Raw genomic sequence first — 17,933 nt, 5'->3', positions numbered from 1 at the left:
ACTAAAGGCTAATTTTGAAGAGCTTTTTGCTGTTTTACAACGGCAAAGGCTTCTTTTAAATCGGCTTTTAAATCTTCGATATTTTCAATTCCGACAGAAAGTCGAATAAGATCTTTGGTTACACCTGTGCTCTCTTGTGCCTCATCACTAAGTTGTTGATGTGTTGTGCTAGCAGGATGTATAATTAGCGATTTGGTATCGCCAATATTTGCTAAAAGAGAGAACAGTTTTGTTTTGTCTGCAATAATCTTTGCGGCGTCATAACCTCCTTCTACTCCAAAAGTTACTATACCGCTTTGTCCTTCAGGTAAATATTTGTCAGCGAGGTCCTTGTAATTGCTAGTTTCTAGTCCAGGATAATTCACCCAAGTAACTTCAGGTTGATCTTGCAACCATTTTGCTAATTCTAGGGCATTTTCACTGTGTTTCTTAATTCGTAATTCTAAAGTCTCCAATCCCTGGATGATCTGAAATGCGTTAAACGGGCTTAAAGCGCCACCATAATCTCTTAACCCTTCAATTCTCACCTTAGCAATAAAAGCTGCAGCTTCAAGAGCTTCACTATAAACTAGACCATGGTAACCAGCAGACGGTTCTGTGAATTCTGGGAATTTACCATTAGTCCAATCAAAAGTACCAGCATCAATAATTACGCCTCCCAACGCTGTGCCATTACCATTAATGTATTTTGTTAATGAATGAATTACAATATTAGCACCATATTCTATTGGGTTTAGTAGATACGGAGTGGCAACGGTATTATCTACGATCAAAGGCACCTTATATGCTTTTGCTTCATTAGCTATAGCTTCAATATCAAGAACATCTAGCTTTGGGTTTCCTAATGATTCAATGAAGAAAGCTCGTGTATTTTCTTGAGCTGCTCTATTAAAGTTTTCAGGATTAGATGGATCCACAAATGTGGTAGTGATGCCATGTCTAGGTAATGTAACACTCAATAAATTATAGGTGCCACCATAAAGACTGTTAGATGCAACAATATGGTCACCTGCTTTCAATAGCGTTAACAAACTAGTTGCAATGGCAGAAGTACCTGAGGCGGTGGTTACCGCAGCAATACCACCTTCTAGTGTAGCTAAACGCTGTTCAAGAACATCATTTGTCGGATTGTTAATTCTGGTATAAATATTACCAGTTTCGGCTAATGCGAAAAGATTAGCCGCATGATCTGAATCATTGAACACGTATGCTGTTGATTGATAAATTGGAACAGCTCGTGTTCCGCCATTTTTTTCAACATCGTGTCCTGCATGCAACGCATTGGTTGCGAATTTTTGTGTACTCATTTTTCTAAGTTTTTGAGTTAATAAATAATTAAACCAAAAGCCAAATAAGCTTCTTGTGAAGCGTACTTAATAGAAAAATGTTATAAAGAAATATGCCAATTACAGATGAGTAATTGGTCTTTAGTTATCTATCCAAACTTGCAAAAAATGACTTGCTCGTTTAAGTAGAATTTAGCACCTTCTCAGTAAATCTGAGGGTTGCTAAGGCTTCAGTGGGTCTATTCCCTCCACCTTTCTTGATAACATTTCAGTAAGTTTTTGAACTTTGTGAGTACAAATATTGCATCACAAAAACTTAAAATCCAAATTTAATTTTAGTTTTTATGCTTTTTTTATGAATTCGTGAAAATCAAGGCGCGTATTTTGTCAAATATTTATTTTTAATGATCTCACTAACGGTTTTATTCTCAATTTTACTCTCTAGCCAAGAAATAATATCAAGATAAAGAAATGATCTGCGCTCAAAAGGATGGTCTTCATAAACCTTAAGTCTTTCTAGTAAATCTTTAAATGCGTTCTTGAGATCGTGTGGATAAATATCTTGTAACCCTCTGATAAATTTTATCATTTCCTTTTGAACTTCATGTAAGTCGTTCATTTTAATCAAGAACTTGTAGGTGCTTCTCAATAAAGAATCTAAATGATAATCTAGGCCTGCTTCATAATGAGCAACAAGATTCAAAACTCTAGAAAAACAGAGTAAATCCTCGCGCATTGATAGAGATTTGTTAGTGATAATCTTATTAAGATGTTTTATACAAGCTTTATTGTTGCCAGCTCCAAATTCTAAACTAGCAAATTTGTAGTAAAATATCATTTGATGATGAGGGTCAATACGATTACTGTATTCTAATAGTTGGTTTTCTATTTTGGGAATAAGTTCTAGTCCATCTTCAAAACTCCCATCAATAAAATGCTGGTTTATACTATGAAAATTAGTATACAAGAAAACCAATGTAGAAACATTTTGATCTTTAATGAATTTTGTATTATCAACCGTTTCTTTTAAGTGATTTAATTTCTCTACAAACTTGGGTTTATTTCTCAAGTAGAAAATTGACTCTAAGAGGTAATTATTTCCTTTTAAAAAGAATACAGGGTTTAGGTTTATCATCTTGGGGTTGTCATAAAAAAGATTGACAAGTTTAGATGAGTATTTATAACAACTTAAAAAGTCTTGCATTAAAAAACTGTACCACAGATGTGCTTTATATAACCATAGTTTTTCTCTAAAACCAATTTTTTTGAAATCAATCTTTGGTAGTCTGTCATTAAAATATTTCGTAACCACTTGGCTTTCATCTTCATTTTTAACATAGCCAGTTTTTAGCATTATGCTGTATAATTGAAGGGACAGATTTGATAATTTCGAAGCAATAACATTTAGTGAGCTTAACTCTTTTGCTTGTATGGCAAGTTCATCTGCACGGTTACTGATACTTCGTGTAATGTACTGGGCTTCAATAATTTTTTCGAGTTCAACAATTTCAAATGCCATATTTTTTTCTTCGTTTGAAATTGCCAAATCTTTGGCCTTATCTAAAATTTTTAGACTTTGCTTGTATAATCCTTTGTGATAAAGAATTGAAGCAAAATCTAGCTGTTCTCTAATTTGAGAACGAACATTTTGATGTGATGGGTTGAGCTTTAAACTAATTAATATTTGCTTGTAAAGATGAGCTTTAACATTGGCGAGTTGTTGTTTTTTAACAATCCCTGTCTTAATTATAGCAGCTTCATCATAAACTTTAGCCTTATCCAAAAAGTTGAATAAATTCAAGAATTTTGAGTCTGTATTTACACCTAGCCTACCTACATAAAGCTTGAATTGTCTTTTTTCGGACTTGTTCAAGGATTTTACCAGTGAAAATAAGTTGTCTTTTTGGCCTTTAGTTATCAATTGAATTATGGCTTATATTACTGATTATCAAATATATAATATGCATTATTGAGTTTGAACATCGTAAAATCAAAATGCATGGAATATACTAAGTAAGTTTCAAGGTATAAATTCGTATAACAATACTAAACTTTATTTTGATAAATGTCAAAAAACAATATTCAAATATTTGATACAACCTTACGAGACGGAGAGCAAGTACCAGGTTGTAAACTGAACACTGAACAGAAGGTTGTCATTGCGTCAAAATTAGATGCTTTAGGCGTAGATGTGATTGAAGCTGGATTTCCCGTTTCAAGTCCGGGAGATTTTAAATCGGTTGAGGCCATTTCCGAAATTGTAAAGAACGCAACAGTTTGTGGTTTAACAAGGTCTGTTGAAAATGATATAAAGGTAGCAGCTGAAGCTTTAAAGAAAGCTAAGAAGCCACGAATCCATACTGGAATTGGAACTTCTGAATCACATATTCTTCACAAATTTAAAACTACAAAAGAGGATATTTTAGAAAGAGCTTATGCTGCTGTAAAATATGCCAAGTCTTTTGTTGAAGATGTTGAGTTCTATGCAGAGGATGCTGGTAGAACAGATAATGAATACTTGGCTAGAGTATGTGAAGTTGCCATTAAAGCAGGTGCAACTGTTTTGAATATTCCTGATACTACGGGATATTGTTTGCCAAGTGAGTATGGCGCGAAAATTAAGTACCTAATGGAGAATGTAAAAGGAATCGAAAAGGCGATTTTATCTTGTCATTGTCATAATGATTTAGGTTTGGCGACTGCAAACTCAATAGAAGGTGTAATTAATGGTGCAAGGCAAATAGAATGTACTATAAATGGCATTGGTGAACGTGCTGGAAATACTGCATTGGAGGAAGTTGTTATGATTTTGAAACAGCATCCATACCTTAACCTTGATACTAATATTAATACCTCAATGCTATATGGTATTAGTCAATTGGTGAGTGATAATATGGGTATTTACACCCAACCTAATAAGGCTATAGTTGGAGCTAATGCCTTTGCGCATAGTTCTGGTATTCATCAAGATGGTGTGATTAAAAATAGAGAGACTTACGAGATAATTGATCCTAAGGATGTAGGTGTTACTGACTCTGCTATTGTTCTTACTGCACGAAGTGGTAGAGCTGCTTTAGCATACAGAGCTAAAAAAGTTGGTTACGAATTAACAAAACTTCAATTAGATGAGGTTTATAGTAACTTTTTAAGTTTTGCTGATAGAAAAAAAGAAATAGATGATAATGACATTCATCAAATTGTAGAAACAAGTAGGGTCTACAAAGAAATAATATCGGCATAGACTATGGGAAAAACATTATTCGATAAAGTCTGGGATGCGCATGTTGTAAGTAGTATTGAAGATGGTCCTCAGATCTTATATATAGATAAGCATTTGATACACGAAGTTACAAGTCCTCAAGCTTTCAATGAATTGAAAGAGCGAGGAATTCCTATTTATAGGCCAAACCAAATAGTTGCAACTGCAGACCATAATACACCAACCCTAAATCAAGATAAACCAGTTAAGGATGAGTTGTCAAGGAAACAACTTCAACAACTTTCAGAAAACTGTAAAGCCAATAATATTACATTATACGAGTTAGGACATAAATATAATGGAATAGTGCATGTAATGGCTCCGGAGTTAGGTATTACGCAACCAGGAATGACAATGGTATGTGGAGACAGTCATACATCAACTCATGGTGCATTTGGAGCCATTGCTTTTGGTATTGGTACAAGTCAAGTAGCTCAAGTATTTGCTAGTCAATGTTTGTTGCTTACTAAACCTAAAAGTCTTAGGGTTTCTGTAAATGGAAAGCTAAAGCCAGGTGTTCTTCCTAAGGATGTGATCCTTTATATCATATCAAAACTTGGTACAAATGCTGGTACGGGTTATTTCTGCGAATATGCCGGAAACGTTTTTGAAGAAATGAGTATGGAAGGTAGAATGACGGTCTGTAATATGAGTATTGAAATGGGAGCAAGAGGTGGAATGATTGCGCCAGATGAAATTACCTTTAAATACGTAAAAGGAAGAGAGTTTGCGCCAAAGGGTGACGATTTAACCAAGAAATTAGAATATTGGAAAACTCTACCAACAGATAAAGATGCAACATTTGATAAAGAGTATTTCTTTGATGCTGAGGATATAGAACCTATGGTAACCTATGGTACTAATCCAGGAATGGGAATAAAAATCAATGGTAATATACCTGTTGAAAATAACCCATCTTTTAAAAAATCATTGAAATACATGAATTTTGAAGCTGGTGAGAGCTTAATTGATAAACCAATTAATTATGTGTTTATTGGTAGCTGCACAAATTCTAGAATTGAAGATTTTAGAGTTGCAGCTAATTATGTAAAAGGGAAGAGGAAAGCAGAAAATGTTACTGCTTGGTTAGTTCCAGGAAGTAAACAGGTAGAAGCACAAATAATTAAAGAAGGTCTAAAGGATATTTTTGATGATGCTGGTTTTGAATTACGTCAACCTGGTTGTTCTGCATGCTTGGCTATGAATGATGATAAAATTCCTCAAGGTGAATATTGCGTGTCAACCTCAAATAGAAATTTTGAAGGTAGGCAAGGTCAAGGTTCAAGAACCATATTGGCCAGCCCATTAGTGGCAGCTGCGACGGCTGTTGAAGGAAGAATAATTGATATTACAAAACATTTAAATTAATGGAGAAGTTTACAACACTTAGGTCAACAGCTATTCCGTTGAATATAGAAAATGTTGATACCGATCAAATTATACCAGCTAGATTTTTAAAAGCTACTGATAAAAAGGGTTTTGGTGATAATGTCTTTAGAGACTGGAGGTATAATAAGGATGGTTCTGTTAATAGTAGTTTTGTTTTAAACAATTCAGATTATAAAGGAAATATTTTAGTGGCAGGCAATAATTTTGGATGCGGATCTAGTAGGGAACATGCTGCCTGGGCCATTGTTGGTTACGGTTTTAAAGTTGTAGTTTCTAGTTTTTTTGCTGATATATTTAAGGGAAATGCATTAAATAACGGACTACTACCTGTTCAAGTTTCTGAAACTTTTTTGAGTGACCTCTTAAATGAAATTGAGTCTAATCCAGAAACGGTGATTCAAGTTAATCTTGAAGAGCAAAAAATTTCTATTGAAGGAAAAAATATTTCAGAAAAATTTGAAATAGACCCATATAAGAAAACTTGCATGATCAATGGTTATGACGACATTGATTACCTTGTTAATAATAAAGAATTAATTGAAGCTTTTGAAGCTCAAAAAATATTTTAAAGAATTAGATGAAATTAAAAATAGCATTATTACCAGGTGATGGTATAGGGCCAGAAGTAACAAATCAAGCGGTTAAGGCATTAAAGGCTATTGCTTCAGAATACGATCATAATTTTCAGTTTACACAAGCGGATGTAGGAGCTATTGCAATTGACAAGTTTAACGATCCGTTACCCAAAGAAACATTAGATCTATGTAAATCTAGTGATGCGGTTTTATTTGGTGCTATAGGTCATCCTAAATATGATAATGATCCTTCAGCTAAAGTTAGGCCAGAACAGGGTTTGTTGAAATTGAGAAAAGAATTAGGGCTTTTTGCAAATATTAGACCAGTTAAGGCGTATCCAACTTTATTAAATAAATCACCCTTAAAAAAGGATATAATTGAGGGTACGGATATTTCTATTTATAGAGAATTAACTGGAGGAATTTATTTTGGAAAGAAAGAACTTAGCGATGATGGTAATATTGCGTCAGATTTGTGTGAGTATTCAAGACCAGAGATTGAGCGTATTGCACATTTGGCATTTAAATCTGCACAAACTAGAAACCACAAAGTTACATTGGTCGATAAGGCAAATGTGCTAGAAAGTTCTCGATTATGGAGGCGTGTAGTGACAGAGGTTGCAAAAGGGTATCCTCAGGTAACTTTAGATTTTCTTTTTGTAGATAATGCGGCCATGCAAATGATTCTTAATCCTAAGCAGTTTGATGTTATCTTAACTGAGAATATGTTTGGCGATATTATAAGTGATGAAGCCAGTGTTATTGGTGGTTCAATAGGTTTATTAGCTTCGGCATCCGTTGGAGACAAATATTCCATGTTTGAGCCTATACACGGATCTTTCCCTCAAGCTACGGGAAAAGGAATTGCAAATCCAATTGCATCAATTTTATCCGCTGCAATGTTGCTAGATCATTTCAATTTAAATACAGAAGCAGAATTAATAAGAGCTGGTGTGGAAAAATCTTTAAAACTTAAAATTTCAACACCAGATATTAATCCAGCGTCAGATAAAGTGACAACTTCAATTGTTGGTGATTTCATAGAAGATTTTATCTTTAATCCCAAGGATACAAATCTAAATTTTATGAACATTCATTTAGGTCAATCAACAATAATTTAAATTATGCCAACAGAGCCAAAACTAAAGCGTTTTAACCAAAACGTTTTATCCAAATATCAGATATACAATAGTATATTCATGACCCTTCCTTTTGATACCCTCTCTAAAACTGTGGCTTTACTGCCATTGTTTTATGAAACATGTAAAAAAGGATTTGACAATCATGAAGATCCTACAACTATTGTTAATACTTTTTTTAAGAAGTATCAAGCAAGAAGATCTGCACAGAGTCAGATAAATTTATTGTTCAGGTTCATTCAGTATATTGAGCGACAAGTGGTGTTGTTTGATGCGGTAGAGGATGCGGCCTTTCCTGTAGTTAACAATATGGAAGGTATTGGGACATTGAGAAGTTTAAAAGAAAACGCCCAAGCAGAAAATAAAATTGAATTATTGCAAGAGTATTTAGAAGCTTTTAAAGTAAGAATAGTGTTAACAGCACATCCAACTCAATTTTATCCTGGTACCGTTTTAGGAATAATTACAGATTTAGCCGAAGCTATTAAAGTTGATAATCTTACTGAAATTCGAAGTTTACTCGGTCAGTTAGGTAAGACTCCTTTTTTTAAAGATAAAAAGCCGACACCTTATGATGAGGCTGTCAATCTAATTTGGTACTTAAAAAATGTATTCTATCATTCGTTTGGAGATATATATGATTATGTTCAAACAAATATTTTTGAAGAAAAAGAAATTGATAATTCAATTGTAAATATTGGTTTTTGGCCAGGTGGAGATAGAGATGGCAACCCGTTTGTGACACCTCAAATAACACTAAATGTCGCGCGAAAATTAAAAGAATCTATAATTAAAAATTACATTAAAGATGTAAAGTATTTGAGAAGGCGATTAACCTTCAAAGGAATTAGAGAAAGAATTATAGAATTAAATCATAGACTTCATAACACATTATTGCATAAAGACCATTCTACTAGAATTTCACTAGCTGAATTCAGACAAGAGCTTTATGATATTAGAGATGTGCTAATAAACGAACATCAATCATTATTTGTAGATAAAGTAACTACTCTAATTAATAGAACTACTCTTTTTGGATATCATTTTGCAAGTTTAGATATAAGACAAGATAGTCGTGTGCATGATGCCATGTTTAGAGCTTTAGTAAAGGAATTAATTGAAAACAAAACTGAATTTTTCCCTGAAGACTTCTTTGATTATTCGCTTGATAAACAATTAAAGCATCTGTCTGAAATAAAAGGTTTAATAGCAGAGGATATTGAATTTAAGGATGAAATGGCAATTAATATTGTTGAGACAATTAGGGCCATGAAAACCATTCAAGATAAAAATGGAGAAATTGCTTGTAACAGATATATCATAAGTAATAATCAAACAACAATGAATGTGCTTCAGTTGTTTGCAATGCTTAAGATAATTGCCTTTGGAGACAATCTGACGGCTGATGTAGTTCCGTTATTTGAAACAGTTACGGATTTGGAAGCTTCGCCAGCTGTAATGGAGGAGTTGTATACAAATCCAAATTACAGAAAACACCTTGAGGAAAGAGGAAACAAGCAAACAATTATGCTTGGTTTCAGTGATGGTACTAAAGATGGTGGATATCTAATGGCTAACTGGGCAATATTTAAAGCAAAAGAGAGATTAACTGCATTATCAAGAAAATATGATATTGATGTGATATTTTTTGATGGTAGAGGTGGTCCGCCAGCAAGAGGAGGAGGTAAGACTCATCAGTTTTATGCATCTTTAGGACCAACCATAGAAGACAAAGAAATTCAGCTTACCATACAAGGACAGACCATTAGTTCTAATTTTGGTACTATTGATTCTTCCCAATATAACATGGAGCAGTTGATAAGTTCGGGCATTTCAAATAGATTGAATGATAAGAATCTAGAGATGCTAAAAGAGGATAAATTGGTTATGGATAACCTGGCGAATCTAAGCTATGAGACCTATATCAACTTTAAAAAGCACCCTAAGTTTTTATCATACCTTGAGCAAATGAGTACGTTGAAGTACTATGCTAAAACCAATATTGGCAGTAGGCCTTCAAAAAGAGGTAAATCTGATAGTTTGGTTTTTGCAGATTTACGTGCTATACCGTTTGTAGGATCTTGGAGTCAATTAAAACAGAATGTCCCAGGATTTTTTGGAGTTGGTACAGCATTAAAGCATTATGAAGATAAAGGAGAGTTTGATAAAGTACAACACTTGTATCAAGAATCTAGATTTTTTAGAGCACTTATTGGTAATAGTATGATGTCTTTGTCTAAATCCTTTTTCAACTTAACTAGATACATGTCTGAAGATCCAGAATATGGTGATTTTTGGAATCTTATTTATGAGGAGTATTTAACATCAAAGCGCTTGATATTAAAACTTACTGGTTCTAAAGAACTTATGGAAGACGAACCAGTTTCTAAAGCTTCAATTGATGTTAGAGAATCTATAGTCTTACCTTTATTGACCATACAACAGTATGCTCTTAAAAAAATTCAAGAGTTAGAGAAAGATAAGTCTAACAATGCGGAAGAAATAAGGGTATTCGAAAAAATGGTTACTAGATCATTGTTTGGTAATATTAATGCAAGTAGAAATTCTGCTTAACGTATAACAAATCATTATAAAGTAAAAAGCCTTATAGATTTCTATAAGGCTTTTGTGTTGTTTAATTAGAAGATTATAGTGAATTAAAAAACCCTCCAAAACTTTACGTTTCAGAGGGTTTTTAACTAACAACTAATTATCTAAACAATCAATCTAAAATTTATATTTAATGTTCGTTCATTCTAAAATCAGGGTATGCATCCATACCATGTTCATGACCGTCTAAGCCCTCTAACTCTTCGCGCTCAGAAACTCTGATTCCAACGGTTTTCTTAAGTATAAATATTATTATGAAAGATGATACAATACAAATGGCAGCGTATGAAGCTACACCTATAAGTTGACTTAAAAATTGTGCACCACTAGCCAGGTTTCCAAAAAGACCTACTGCTAATGTTCCCCAGATACCACATATTAAGTGTACTGCAATTGCCCCAACAGGATCATCTAATTTTAATCTGTCAATAAAGCTAACTGCAAATACGATAAGTGCGCCGGCAATTGCTCCAATTAAAATGGCATCGGTTGGACTCATTTGATCAGCTCCTGCTGTTATACCAACTAAACCGCCCAAAATACCATTTAAGAACATGGTTAAGTCTAAGTTTTTAAACATAGCACTAGAAACTAATGCTGAAACAACACCACCTGAAGCTGCGGCTAAACAAGTTGTTACAAGAGTTAAAGACGTAAGTTCAGGGTCAGCTGATAAAACTGAGCCACCATTAAATCCAAACCAGCCTAACCATAGAATCAGAACACCTGCTGTTGCTAATGGTATATTATGACCTGGTATTGCTTGTAGTTTTCCATCTTTAAACTTGCCAATTCTGGCGCCAAGCAAACAAACTGCAACAACAGCTGCCCATCCACCTACTGAGTGAACTAATGTTGAACCTGCAAAATCATAAAAAGGAGTCTCCATACTGTCTAAGAATCCACCTCCCCATTTCCATGATCCAGCAATTGGATAAATGATACCAACATATAGCACGGTAAAAATCATAAATGGACCAATTTTAATACGTTCTGCAACCGCTCCAGAAACAATCGTTGCTGCCGTTGCTGCAAACATTCCTTGAAATAAGAAATCAGTCCAGTAAGTATAACCTTCGTTATATGCAAGATCTAAAGCACCAGCATCTGTTAATGGTGCATCTAATCCAAAACCTGCGAATCCTAAAAACCCATTAAAATCCCCAGGGTACATTAAGTTAAAACCAACTAGGCAATAAAGCAATAGTCCAACTGTAATAATAAATATGTTTTTAAATAAAATGTTAATCGTATTTTTTTGACGCGTCAATCCAATTTCTAGAAATGCAAAACCTAAATGCATAAAGAAAACTAACGCTGTACAGATCATCATCCATACGTTATTTGTAGTAAGTAATTCCATGTTTTTTATTTTAAAGTATTCCCTCCTTTTTCTCCTGTTCTTATTCTATAGACTTCCTCGATTTTTGAGACGAAGATTTTCCCATCTCCAACATCACCTGTTGAACCAGCCTCTAAAATTGCTTTGATGGTTACGTCTTCAAAATCATCATTTACCACAATTGATAAATAGCGTCTTTGGATATCGCTGGTACTGTAAGAAATGCCACGGTAAACATGACCTTCTTTTTCGTTCCCGAGTCCAGTTACATCCCAGTAAGAGAAGAAGTTTACACCAACATCGTGTAGCGCAGCTTTCACTGCAGAAAACTTAGATTTTCTAATAATTGCTTCTACTTTTTTCATTGTTTTTATAGTATTAGTTAAAATGTATATATCGCGGCTAAAGTGAATGCAGCCAGATTATCAGTAGCATCACCGTCACTATCTAAATAAGGCATAGCATCACTCCAAGAATCCAATCTAATTTCTGGTTTGATAATTAAGTTATCTACAACATAACTTCCAGTTAGTGTTAGAGCCAATACACTTTCTTCAGCTGGATTTGCATCACCGTGTAAACCAAAATATTCGCCTCTTAAGCCTAGAGAAAAGTCATCTGAAGTTGCTAACTGTGGATAAAGAGCAGCACCGTAAAAGCCTGAACCATCATTATCATTGTATGCACCATTAATTCCTAAAAAGAAATTATCGGTTAAATCAAAACCACCAGTATAGTCAATCTCAAATCCTAAACCACCGTTATTACCACTATCATAATATATGTTTAAGTACTGATTGTAAAATCCTAATTGGGCACCATAACCATACTCTCCAGTAGAAGATACATTATTAGTGTCCCAAGGGTTTGTAATTGCAAGCATTAAATTAATATCATCGGACAATATAAAGTCAGCTTTCAGACCCATATGTGAAAATGGACCATTTGAAAATAAATAGGAACAGCTATAGTTAAAGTTTGCAGCCGGTGCAATAACTTCGTAACCTAGAAAAGTATTCCATCTACCAAATGTAAGTGTAGTGTTCTCAGATACATTCCAGTAAACATATGCTTGATTGACAATGCCATCTACAATGTCAGAATTGAATGTTGCACCAGCACCCCTTGGTCCAGTGACTAAATCTACTACAGCACCAACTTTTTCTCCTTCGTAACTAAATATTACATTGGCCATACCTAAAGCAAAACCAGTTTGGTCCGCAAAAGCAGTCCCAAAGGATTGACTGCTGTCATCAGAGGCCGTTAAATAAGTTTGAAAATAAGCATCAACTGATCCACTTATAGTAAACTTCTTCTCTTTTTTTTCTGTTTCCTGAGCATTAATTATTAATACCGTGAAAAGTAATGTTAAAGTAAATAATCGTTTCATAAAATTCATCTTTTATTAGTTAGATGAGCCAAAACTATATAATCTTTAAATATAACCCCTAAAAAAAAGGGGTATAAAATTAATTTTTACGAATATAATATATTTTACCCCTAAAAAATTAAGGGTAAACTAATTTATATTGATTTTTTTATTGAAATGATAATTATGAATTTCAATTATTTCTAATATTTATTCTCATTTAATATTGAATTAATAATCAAACAATATTTTCGCAATCGTTTTCGTAATTTTTAGCTGTATTTTATTAAAAAATCATCATTGAATATTTAGCATTATACAGGCAAAAATTTATCATTTTATCAATTAAAATCTCTTCAATTATCGATATGGGAAAAGTGTTTTCACTTTTTTTTTTATCGAATAACTGCACCTATATTAGAGGAATGAATTGTTGTGAAAAACCCTCTAAAATTTTGAATTATGCTGAAGAAACAAGGACTTTATTTACCGGAATTTGAACACGATAATTGTGGTGCAGGATTTATATGTAGTTTAACTGGTAAAAGATCAAATGATATAATCCATAAAGCGTTAGAAATACTTGTGAAACTTGAGCATCGTGGTGCTGTAAGTTCTGATGGGATAACAGGTGATGGCGCTGGTATATTAATAGATATTCCTCACAAGTTTTTTAAGATATTCTGTGAGTTTGAATTACCTGAAGCTGGTCAATACGCTGTAGCCAATGTTTTTCTACCGAGAAAAGAAAACCAAAGACAATATTGTATCGATATTTTTGAAAAGGAAATTGAATCACAGGGTCTAGTATTAATTGGCTGGAGAGATGTTCCGGTTAATAGTGAAATACTTGGTGAAATTGCTAAAACTACAGAGCCGTCAATTAAGCAAATATTCATTGGTAAAGCTGATGAAAAAATGTCCGACAGGGATTTTAATCTTAAATTATTTGCAGCAAGGAAAATTACTGAGCATACCATATACGATTCAAAATTATCAGAGGCTCAATATTTTTATTTACCGAGTCTCTCTACTAAAATTATAATATTTAAAGGTCTTCTTAAGCCAGAACATATAAATGAGTATTATCTAGATTTATTCAATTCGGCATTAGATACTAGGTTAGCCTTGGTACACCAGCGTTTTTCAACAAATACATTTCCGACATGGGATTTGGCGCAACCTTTTAGATATATATGTCACAATGGTGAGATTAACACTTTAAGAGGAAATGTTTCTAGAATGTTTTCTCGAGAAGAAATCATTAAAAGCGATGCATTTGGTGATGACATTAAGAAAATTATACCAACTGTTTTAAAGGGTAAATCTGATTCTGCCACATTAGATATGGTTGTTGAATTACTTCTAATGACAGGACGTTCTTTACCTGAGGCCATGATGATGTTAGTGCCAGAGGCATGGGAAAAAAACCCTGACATGTCTGATGCTAAGAAAGCTTTTTATGAATACAATTCCTGTTTAATGGAACCATGGGATGGTCCTGCTTCCATACCATTTACAGATGGTAATTATATTGGTGCTGTCTTAGATAGAAATGGATTAAGGCCTTCTCGATATACCGTTACAAAAAATGGCAATGTTATAATGTCTTCTGAAACTGGTGTTGTAGATGTAAAACCAGAGAATGTTGAATTTCATGGTCGTTTAGAACCAGGTAAGATGTTCTTGGTGGATATGAATGAAGGACGAATAGTTAATGATGAGGAAATCAAAGAAAAAATTGCCAATAAATATCCATACCGAGAGTGGTTGGATAAGAATTTAGTGCATTTAAAAGACCTCTCTGCTAAAAAAGGGCCAATCCTTTATGATGAAATTGATCTTAAAAAACGCGAAGTAATTTTTGGGTATACTCAAGAAGACTTAAACACTATTATCAGGCCAATGGCACAATTGGGCAAGGAACCAATTGGCTCAATGGGTAGTGATACGCCTATTGCTGTTTTATCAGAGCGACCACAACTGGTATATAATTATTTTAAGCAGCTGTTTGCACAGGTTACTAATCCACCATTGGATGGTATTAGAGAAGAATTAATTACAGATATAAGTTTAACACTTGGAAGAGATGTTAATATTTTCGACATAAATGATGAGCATTGTAAAAAGCTAAAAATTCAAAATCCTGTTATTTCAAAACACGATTTAGATAAAATTAGAAATTACGATTCTAATCCAGATTTCAAGGTTGAAACTATTTCAATGCTATATGAAGTTAATCGAGGATTAAACGAATTAGAAGTTGCTTTAGAAAATCTTGTGAATCAAGCATCAAAAGCCATTGATGAAGGCATAAACATTATTATCCTTTCAGATAGATATGTCGATGAAAACCATGCTCCAATTCCAGCCTTGTTGGCATGTTCATATGTAAACCATGCTTTACACAAGTTAAAAAAACGTTCTCAGGTTAGTTTAATAATTGAATCTGCTGAACCTCGTGAAGTTCATCATTTTGCCCTGTTATTTGGGTTTGGCGCAAGTGCTGTAAATCCATATATAGTTAACGAAATAGTACAGGAACAAATCAATACAAAAGATGTTACAGATTTAGAATATCTAACGGCAATAAAAAATTATAATAAGGCCATTGGGAAGGGTATTTTAAAGGTGATGAATAAGATTGGTATTTCAACATTGAATTCGTACAGAGCTTCTCAACTTTTTGAATGTATAGGGATCAATACAGCTACAGTTGATAAATATTTTCCAAACACACCAACACGTATTCAAGGTATTGGTTTAAGGGAAATTGAGCAAGAAATTGTTAAACGTCATCGTAAGGCATTTAGGCCAAACCAAACCAATTTAGATATAGAAGTTGGTGGAGATTATAGATGGAGACGTGGACAAGAAAAACATATGTTCAATCCATTAACTATTGCCAAATTACAAGAATCTGTTAGAACTAATAAAGCATCAACTTACAAGGAATACTCTAAGTTAGTTAATAACCAATCTAAGAGTTTAATGACAATAAGAGGGTTGTTTGAGTTTGATAAATTCGATCCAATACCTCTAGAAGAGGTAGAATCATGGACTGAAATCGTAAAGCGTTTCAAGACAGGAGCAATGTCTTATGGTTCAATTAGTAAAGAGGCTCATGAGAATTTGGCCGTTGCAATGAATAGAATTGGTGGAAAATCCAATTCTGGTGAGGGTGGTGAAGATCAAGAACGTTTTTATAAGAGTTCTCAAGGCGATTGGCGTAATTCTGCAATAAAACAGGTTGCATCAGGACGTTTTGGTGTTACTTCAAATTATTTGACAAACGCTAATGAGATTCAAATAAAAATAGCCCAAGGAGCAAAACCTGGAGAAGGAGGTCAGTTACCTGGTCCTAAGGTGAATCCTGAAATTGCCAAAACAAGAAATTCTACACCGTATGTAGGATTAATTTCTCCGCCACCACATCACGATATTTATTCAATTGAAGATTTGTCGCAATTGATTTATGATGTTAAATCAGCAAATCGTGAGGCGAGAATTAATGTAAAGTTAGTTTCAGAGGTTGGTGTAGGTACTGTTGCAGCAGGTGTTGCAAAAGCCAAAGCGGATGTTGTTTTAATTTCAGGTTTTGATGGTGGTACTGGAGCATCTCCTTTAACGTCATTAAGACATGCAGGCTTGCCATGGGAACTTGGTATTGCAGAAGCGCAACAAACCTTGGTAATGAATGATTTAAGAAACAGAATCGTTTTAGAATGCGATGGGCAATTAAAGACTGGTCGTGATGTTGCTATTGCATGTCTGTTAGGAGCTGAAGAATTCGGATTTGCCACAGCTCCATTAGTTGCTTCGGGTTGCATTATGATGCGTGTTTGTCATTTAAATACCTGCCCAGTTGGTATAGCAACTCAAAATCCAGAATTGCGTAAAAAGTTTAAAGGAAGACCCGAGCATGTTGTAAATTATATGTATTTCGTGGCTCAAGAGTTGAGAGAAATTATGGCTAAGCTTGGATTTAGAACCGTCAATGAAATGGTAGGTCAGGTTCAAAAATTAAATCGTAATAAAGCAATAGAACACTATAAGGCATCTGGAATAGATTTAACGCCAATTCTTCATAGAGTAGAGGTTTCTGAGGATGTTAAACTTTACAATACAGATCAGCAAGATCATAATCTAGAAACGCATTTAGACTTCCAAATTATTAAGAAAGCTCATCAGGCTTTGTTCAGAAGACAACGTACACATCTAAAATTACCTATAACTAATATAGATAGAGCTGTTGGAGCAATTGTGAGTAATGAGATTTCAAAAATTTATGGAGCTCAAGGATTACCTGATGATACCATTAATATTGATTTTGAAGGTTCAGCTGGCCAAAGTTTTGGAGCTTTTACAACCAAAGGTGTAAGTATGACGGTTCATGGCAATACAAATGATTATTTGGGTAAAGGACTCTCCGGTGGTAAACTAACCATAAAGGTTCCTGAGGGATGTACCATTGTACCACAAGAAAATATAATCACTGGTAATGTTACATTATATGGTGCTACTTCTGGTGAGGTTTATATAAATGGTAAAGCTGGTGAACGTTTTTGTGTTAGAAATTCTGGTGCTTCTGCTGTTGTAGAAGGGATTGGAGATCATGGTTGTGAGTATATGACAGGTGGCGTTGCTGTGATTTTAGGAGATGTAGGTAGAAATTTTGGAGCAGGTATGAGTGGCGGAATTGCATATGTTTTAGACAATGACAAATCATTCGTTAAAAAATGTAATAGTGCAGATTTAAATATTGATCCAATAGCCTTACAAGAGGATGAGAATCAGTTAAAAGTATTAATTGAAAATCACTATGTAGCCACAAATAGCCCGTTGGCAAAACAAATTTTAACTGAATGGGAAAGCTATTTACCAAAGTTCAAAAAAGTTTTACCAGAAGAGTATAGGCAAGCACTATTGAGATTAGAGGAAGAACAATTAAAATTAGCGTAAGA

Annotated in this window: 11 protein-coding genes and 1 riboswitch; of the genes, 6 read left to right on the top strand and 5 right to left on the bottom strand. The window is 34.0% G+C overall.

The genetic code is table 11. The annotated features are described in order from the left end of the window. Positions 1-8: 8 nt before the first annotated feature. Both LBV24_RS02180 and LBV24_RS02175 read right to left on the bottom strand, forming a co-directional pair. Complete coding sequence (locus LBV24_RS02180; RefSeq protein WP_224476948.1) at positions 9-1,307, bottom strand: O-acetylhomoserine aminocarboxypropyltransferase/cysteine synthase family protein; 1,299 nt, start codon at positions 1,305-1,307, stop codon at positions 9-11. Positions 1,308-1,428: 121 nt separating this feature from the next. After that, positions 1,429-1,553: riboswitch (SAM riboswitch) on the bottom strand. Between the two features lie 103 nt (positions 1,554-1,656). Continuing rightward, positions 1,657-3,204, bottom strand: a complete 1,548-nt coding sequence (locus LBV24_RS02175; RefSeq protein ID WP_224477150.1) for a hypothetical protein — start codon at positions 3,202-3,204, stop codon at positions 1,657-1,659. 147 nt (positions 3,205-3,351) lie between these two features. Here LBV24_RS02175 and LBV24_RS02170 point away from each other — a divergent pair, with 147 nt between their 5' ends. From LBV24_RS02170 to LBV24_RS02150, 5 genes are read left to right on the top strand one after another with little or no spacing between them, the layout of a single operon-like run. Then, positions 3,352-4,527 carry a 2-isopropylmalate synthase gene (locus LBV24_RS02170; protein ID WP_224476947.1) on the top strand — a complete coding sequence of 392 codons (1,176 nt, stop codon included), beginning with the start codon at positions 3,352-3,354 and terminating at the stop codon, positions 4,525-4,527. 3 nt (positions 4,528-4,530) lie between these two features. Beyond that, positions 4,531-5,913 carry a 3-isopropylmalate dehydratase large subunit gene (gene leuC, locus LBV24_RS02165; protein ID WP_224476946.1) on the top strand — a complete coding sequence of 461 codons (1,383 nt, stop codon included), beginning with the start codon at positions 4,531-4,533 and terminating at the stop codon, positions 5,911-5,913. Next, entirely contained in the window at positions 5,913-6,503 is a 591-nt protein-coding gene (leuD, locus tag LBV24_RS02160) for a 3-isopropylmalate dehydratase small subunit (protein WP_224476945.1), read from the top strand. The genes leuC and leuD overlap by 1 nt, the downstream gene beginning before the upstream one ends. 8 nt (positions 6,504-6,511) lie before the next feature. Further along, a complete protein-coding gene (gene leuB / locus LBV24_RS02155; protein WP_224476944.1) occupies positions 6,512-7,630 on the top strand; it encodes a 3-isopropylmalate dehydrogenase in 1,119 nt (372 codons plus the stop codon). Positions 7,631-7,633: 3 nt separating this feature from the next. Further along, positions 7,634-10,222: a phosphoenolpyruvate carboxylase gene (locus tag LBV24_RS02150; protein ID WP_224476943.1), complete on the top strand. Its 2,589-nt coding sequence runs from the start codon at positions 7,634-7,636 to the stop codon at positions 10,220-10,222. A gap of 166 nt (positions 10,223-10,388) precedes the next feature. Here the strand turns inward: LBV24_RS02150 and LBV24_RS02145 are convergent, their stop codons facing one another. The 3 genes from LBV24_RS02145 to LBV24_RS02135 are packed head-to-tail and all read right to left on the bottom strand — an operon-like array spanning position 10,389 to position 12,990. Next, positions 10,389-11,621, bottom strand: a complete 1,233-nt coding sequence (locus LBV24_RS02145; protein WP_224476942.1) for an ammonium transporter — start codon at positions 11,619-11,621, stop codon at positions 10,389-10,391. A 5-nt stretch (positions 11,622-11,626) separates the two neighbouring features. Then, complete coding sequence (locus LBV24_RS02140) at positions 11,627-11,965, bottom strand: P-II family nitrogen regulator (protein WP_224476941.1); 339 nt, start codon at positions 11,963-11,965, stop codon at positions 11,627-11,629. A 17-nt stretch (positions 11,966-11,982) separates the two neighbouring features. After that, entirely contained in the window at positions 11,983-12,990 is a 1,008-nt protein-coding gene (locus LBV24_RS02135; RefSeq protein ID WP_224476940.1) for an outer membrane beta-barrel protein, read from the bottom strand. Positions 12,991-13,431: 441 nt separating this feature from the next. Here LBV24_RS02135 and gltB point away from each other — a divergent pair, with 441 nt between their 5' ends. Beyond that, entirely contained in the window at positions 13,432-17,931 is a 4,500-nt protein-coding gene (gltB, locus tag LBV24_RS02130) for a glutamate synthase large subunit (RefSeq protein ID WP_224476939.1), read from the top strand. Positions 17,932-17,933 lie beyond the last annotated feature (2 nt).

It is taken from the genome of Winogradskyella vincentii, from assembly GCF_020166345.1.
GTDB classification, from domain to species: domain Bacteria; phylum Bacteroidota; class Bacteroidia; order Flavobacteriales; family Flavobacteriaceae; genus Winogradskyella; species Winogradskyella vincentii.
Note: the sequence above shows the minus strand (reverse complement) of the source record. Positions and strands in the feature narration are given on the sequence as shown.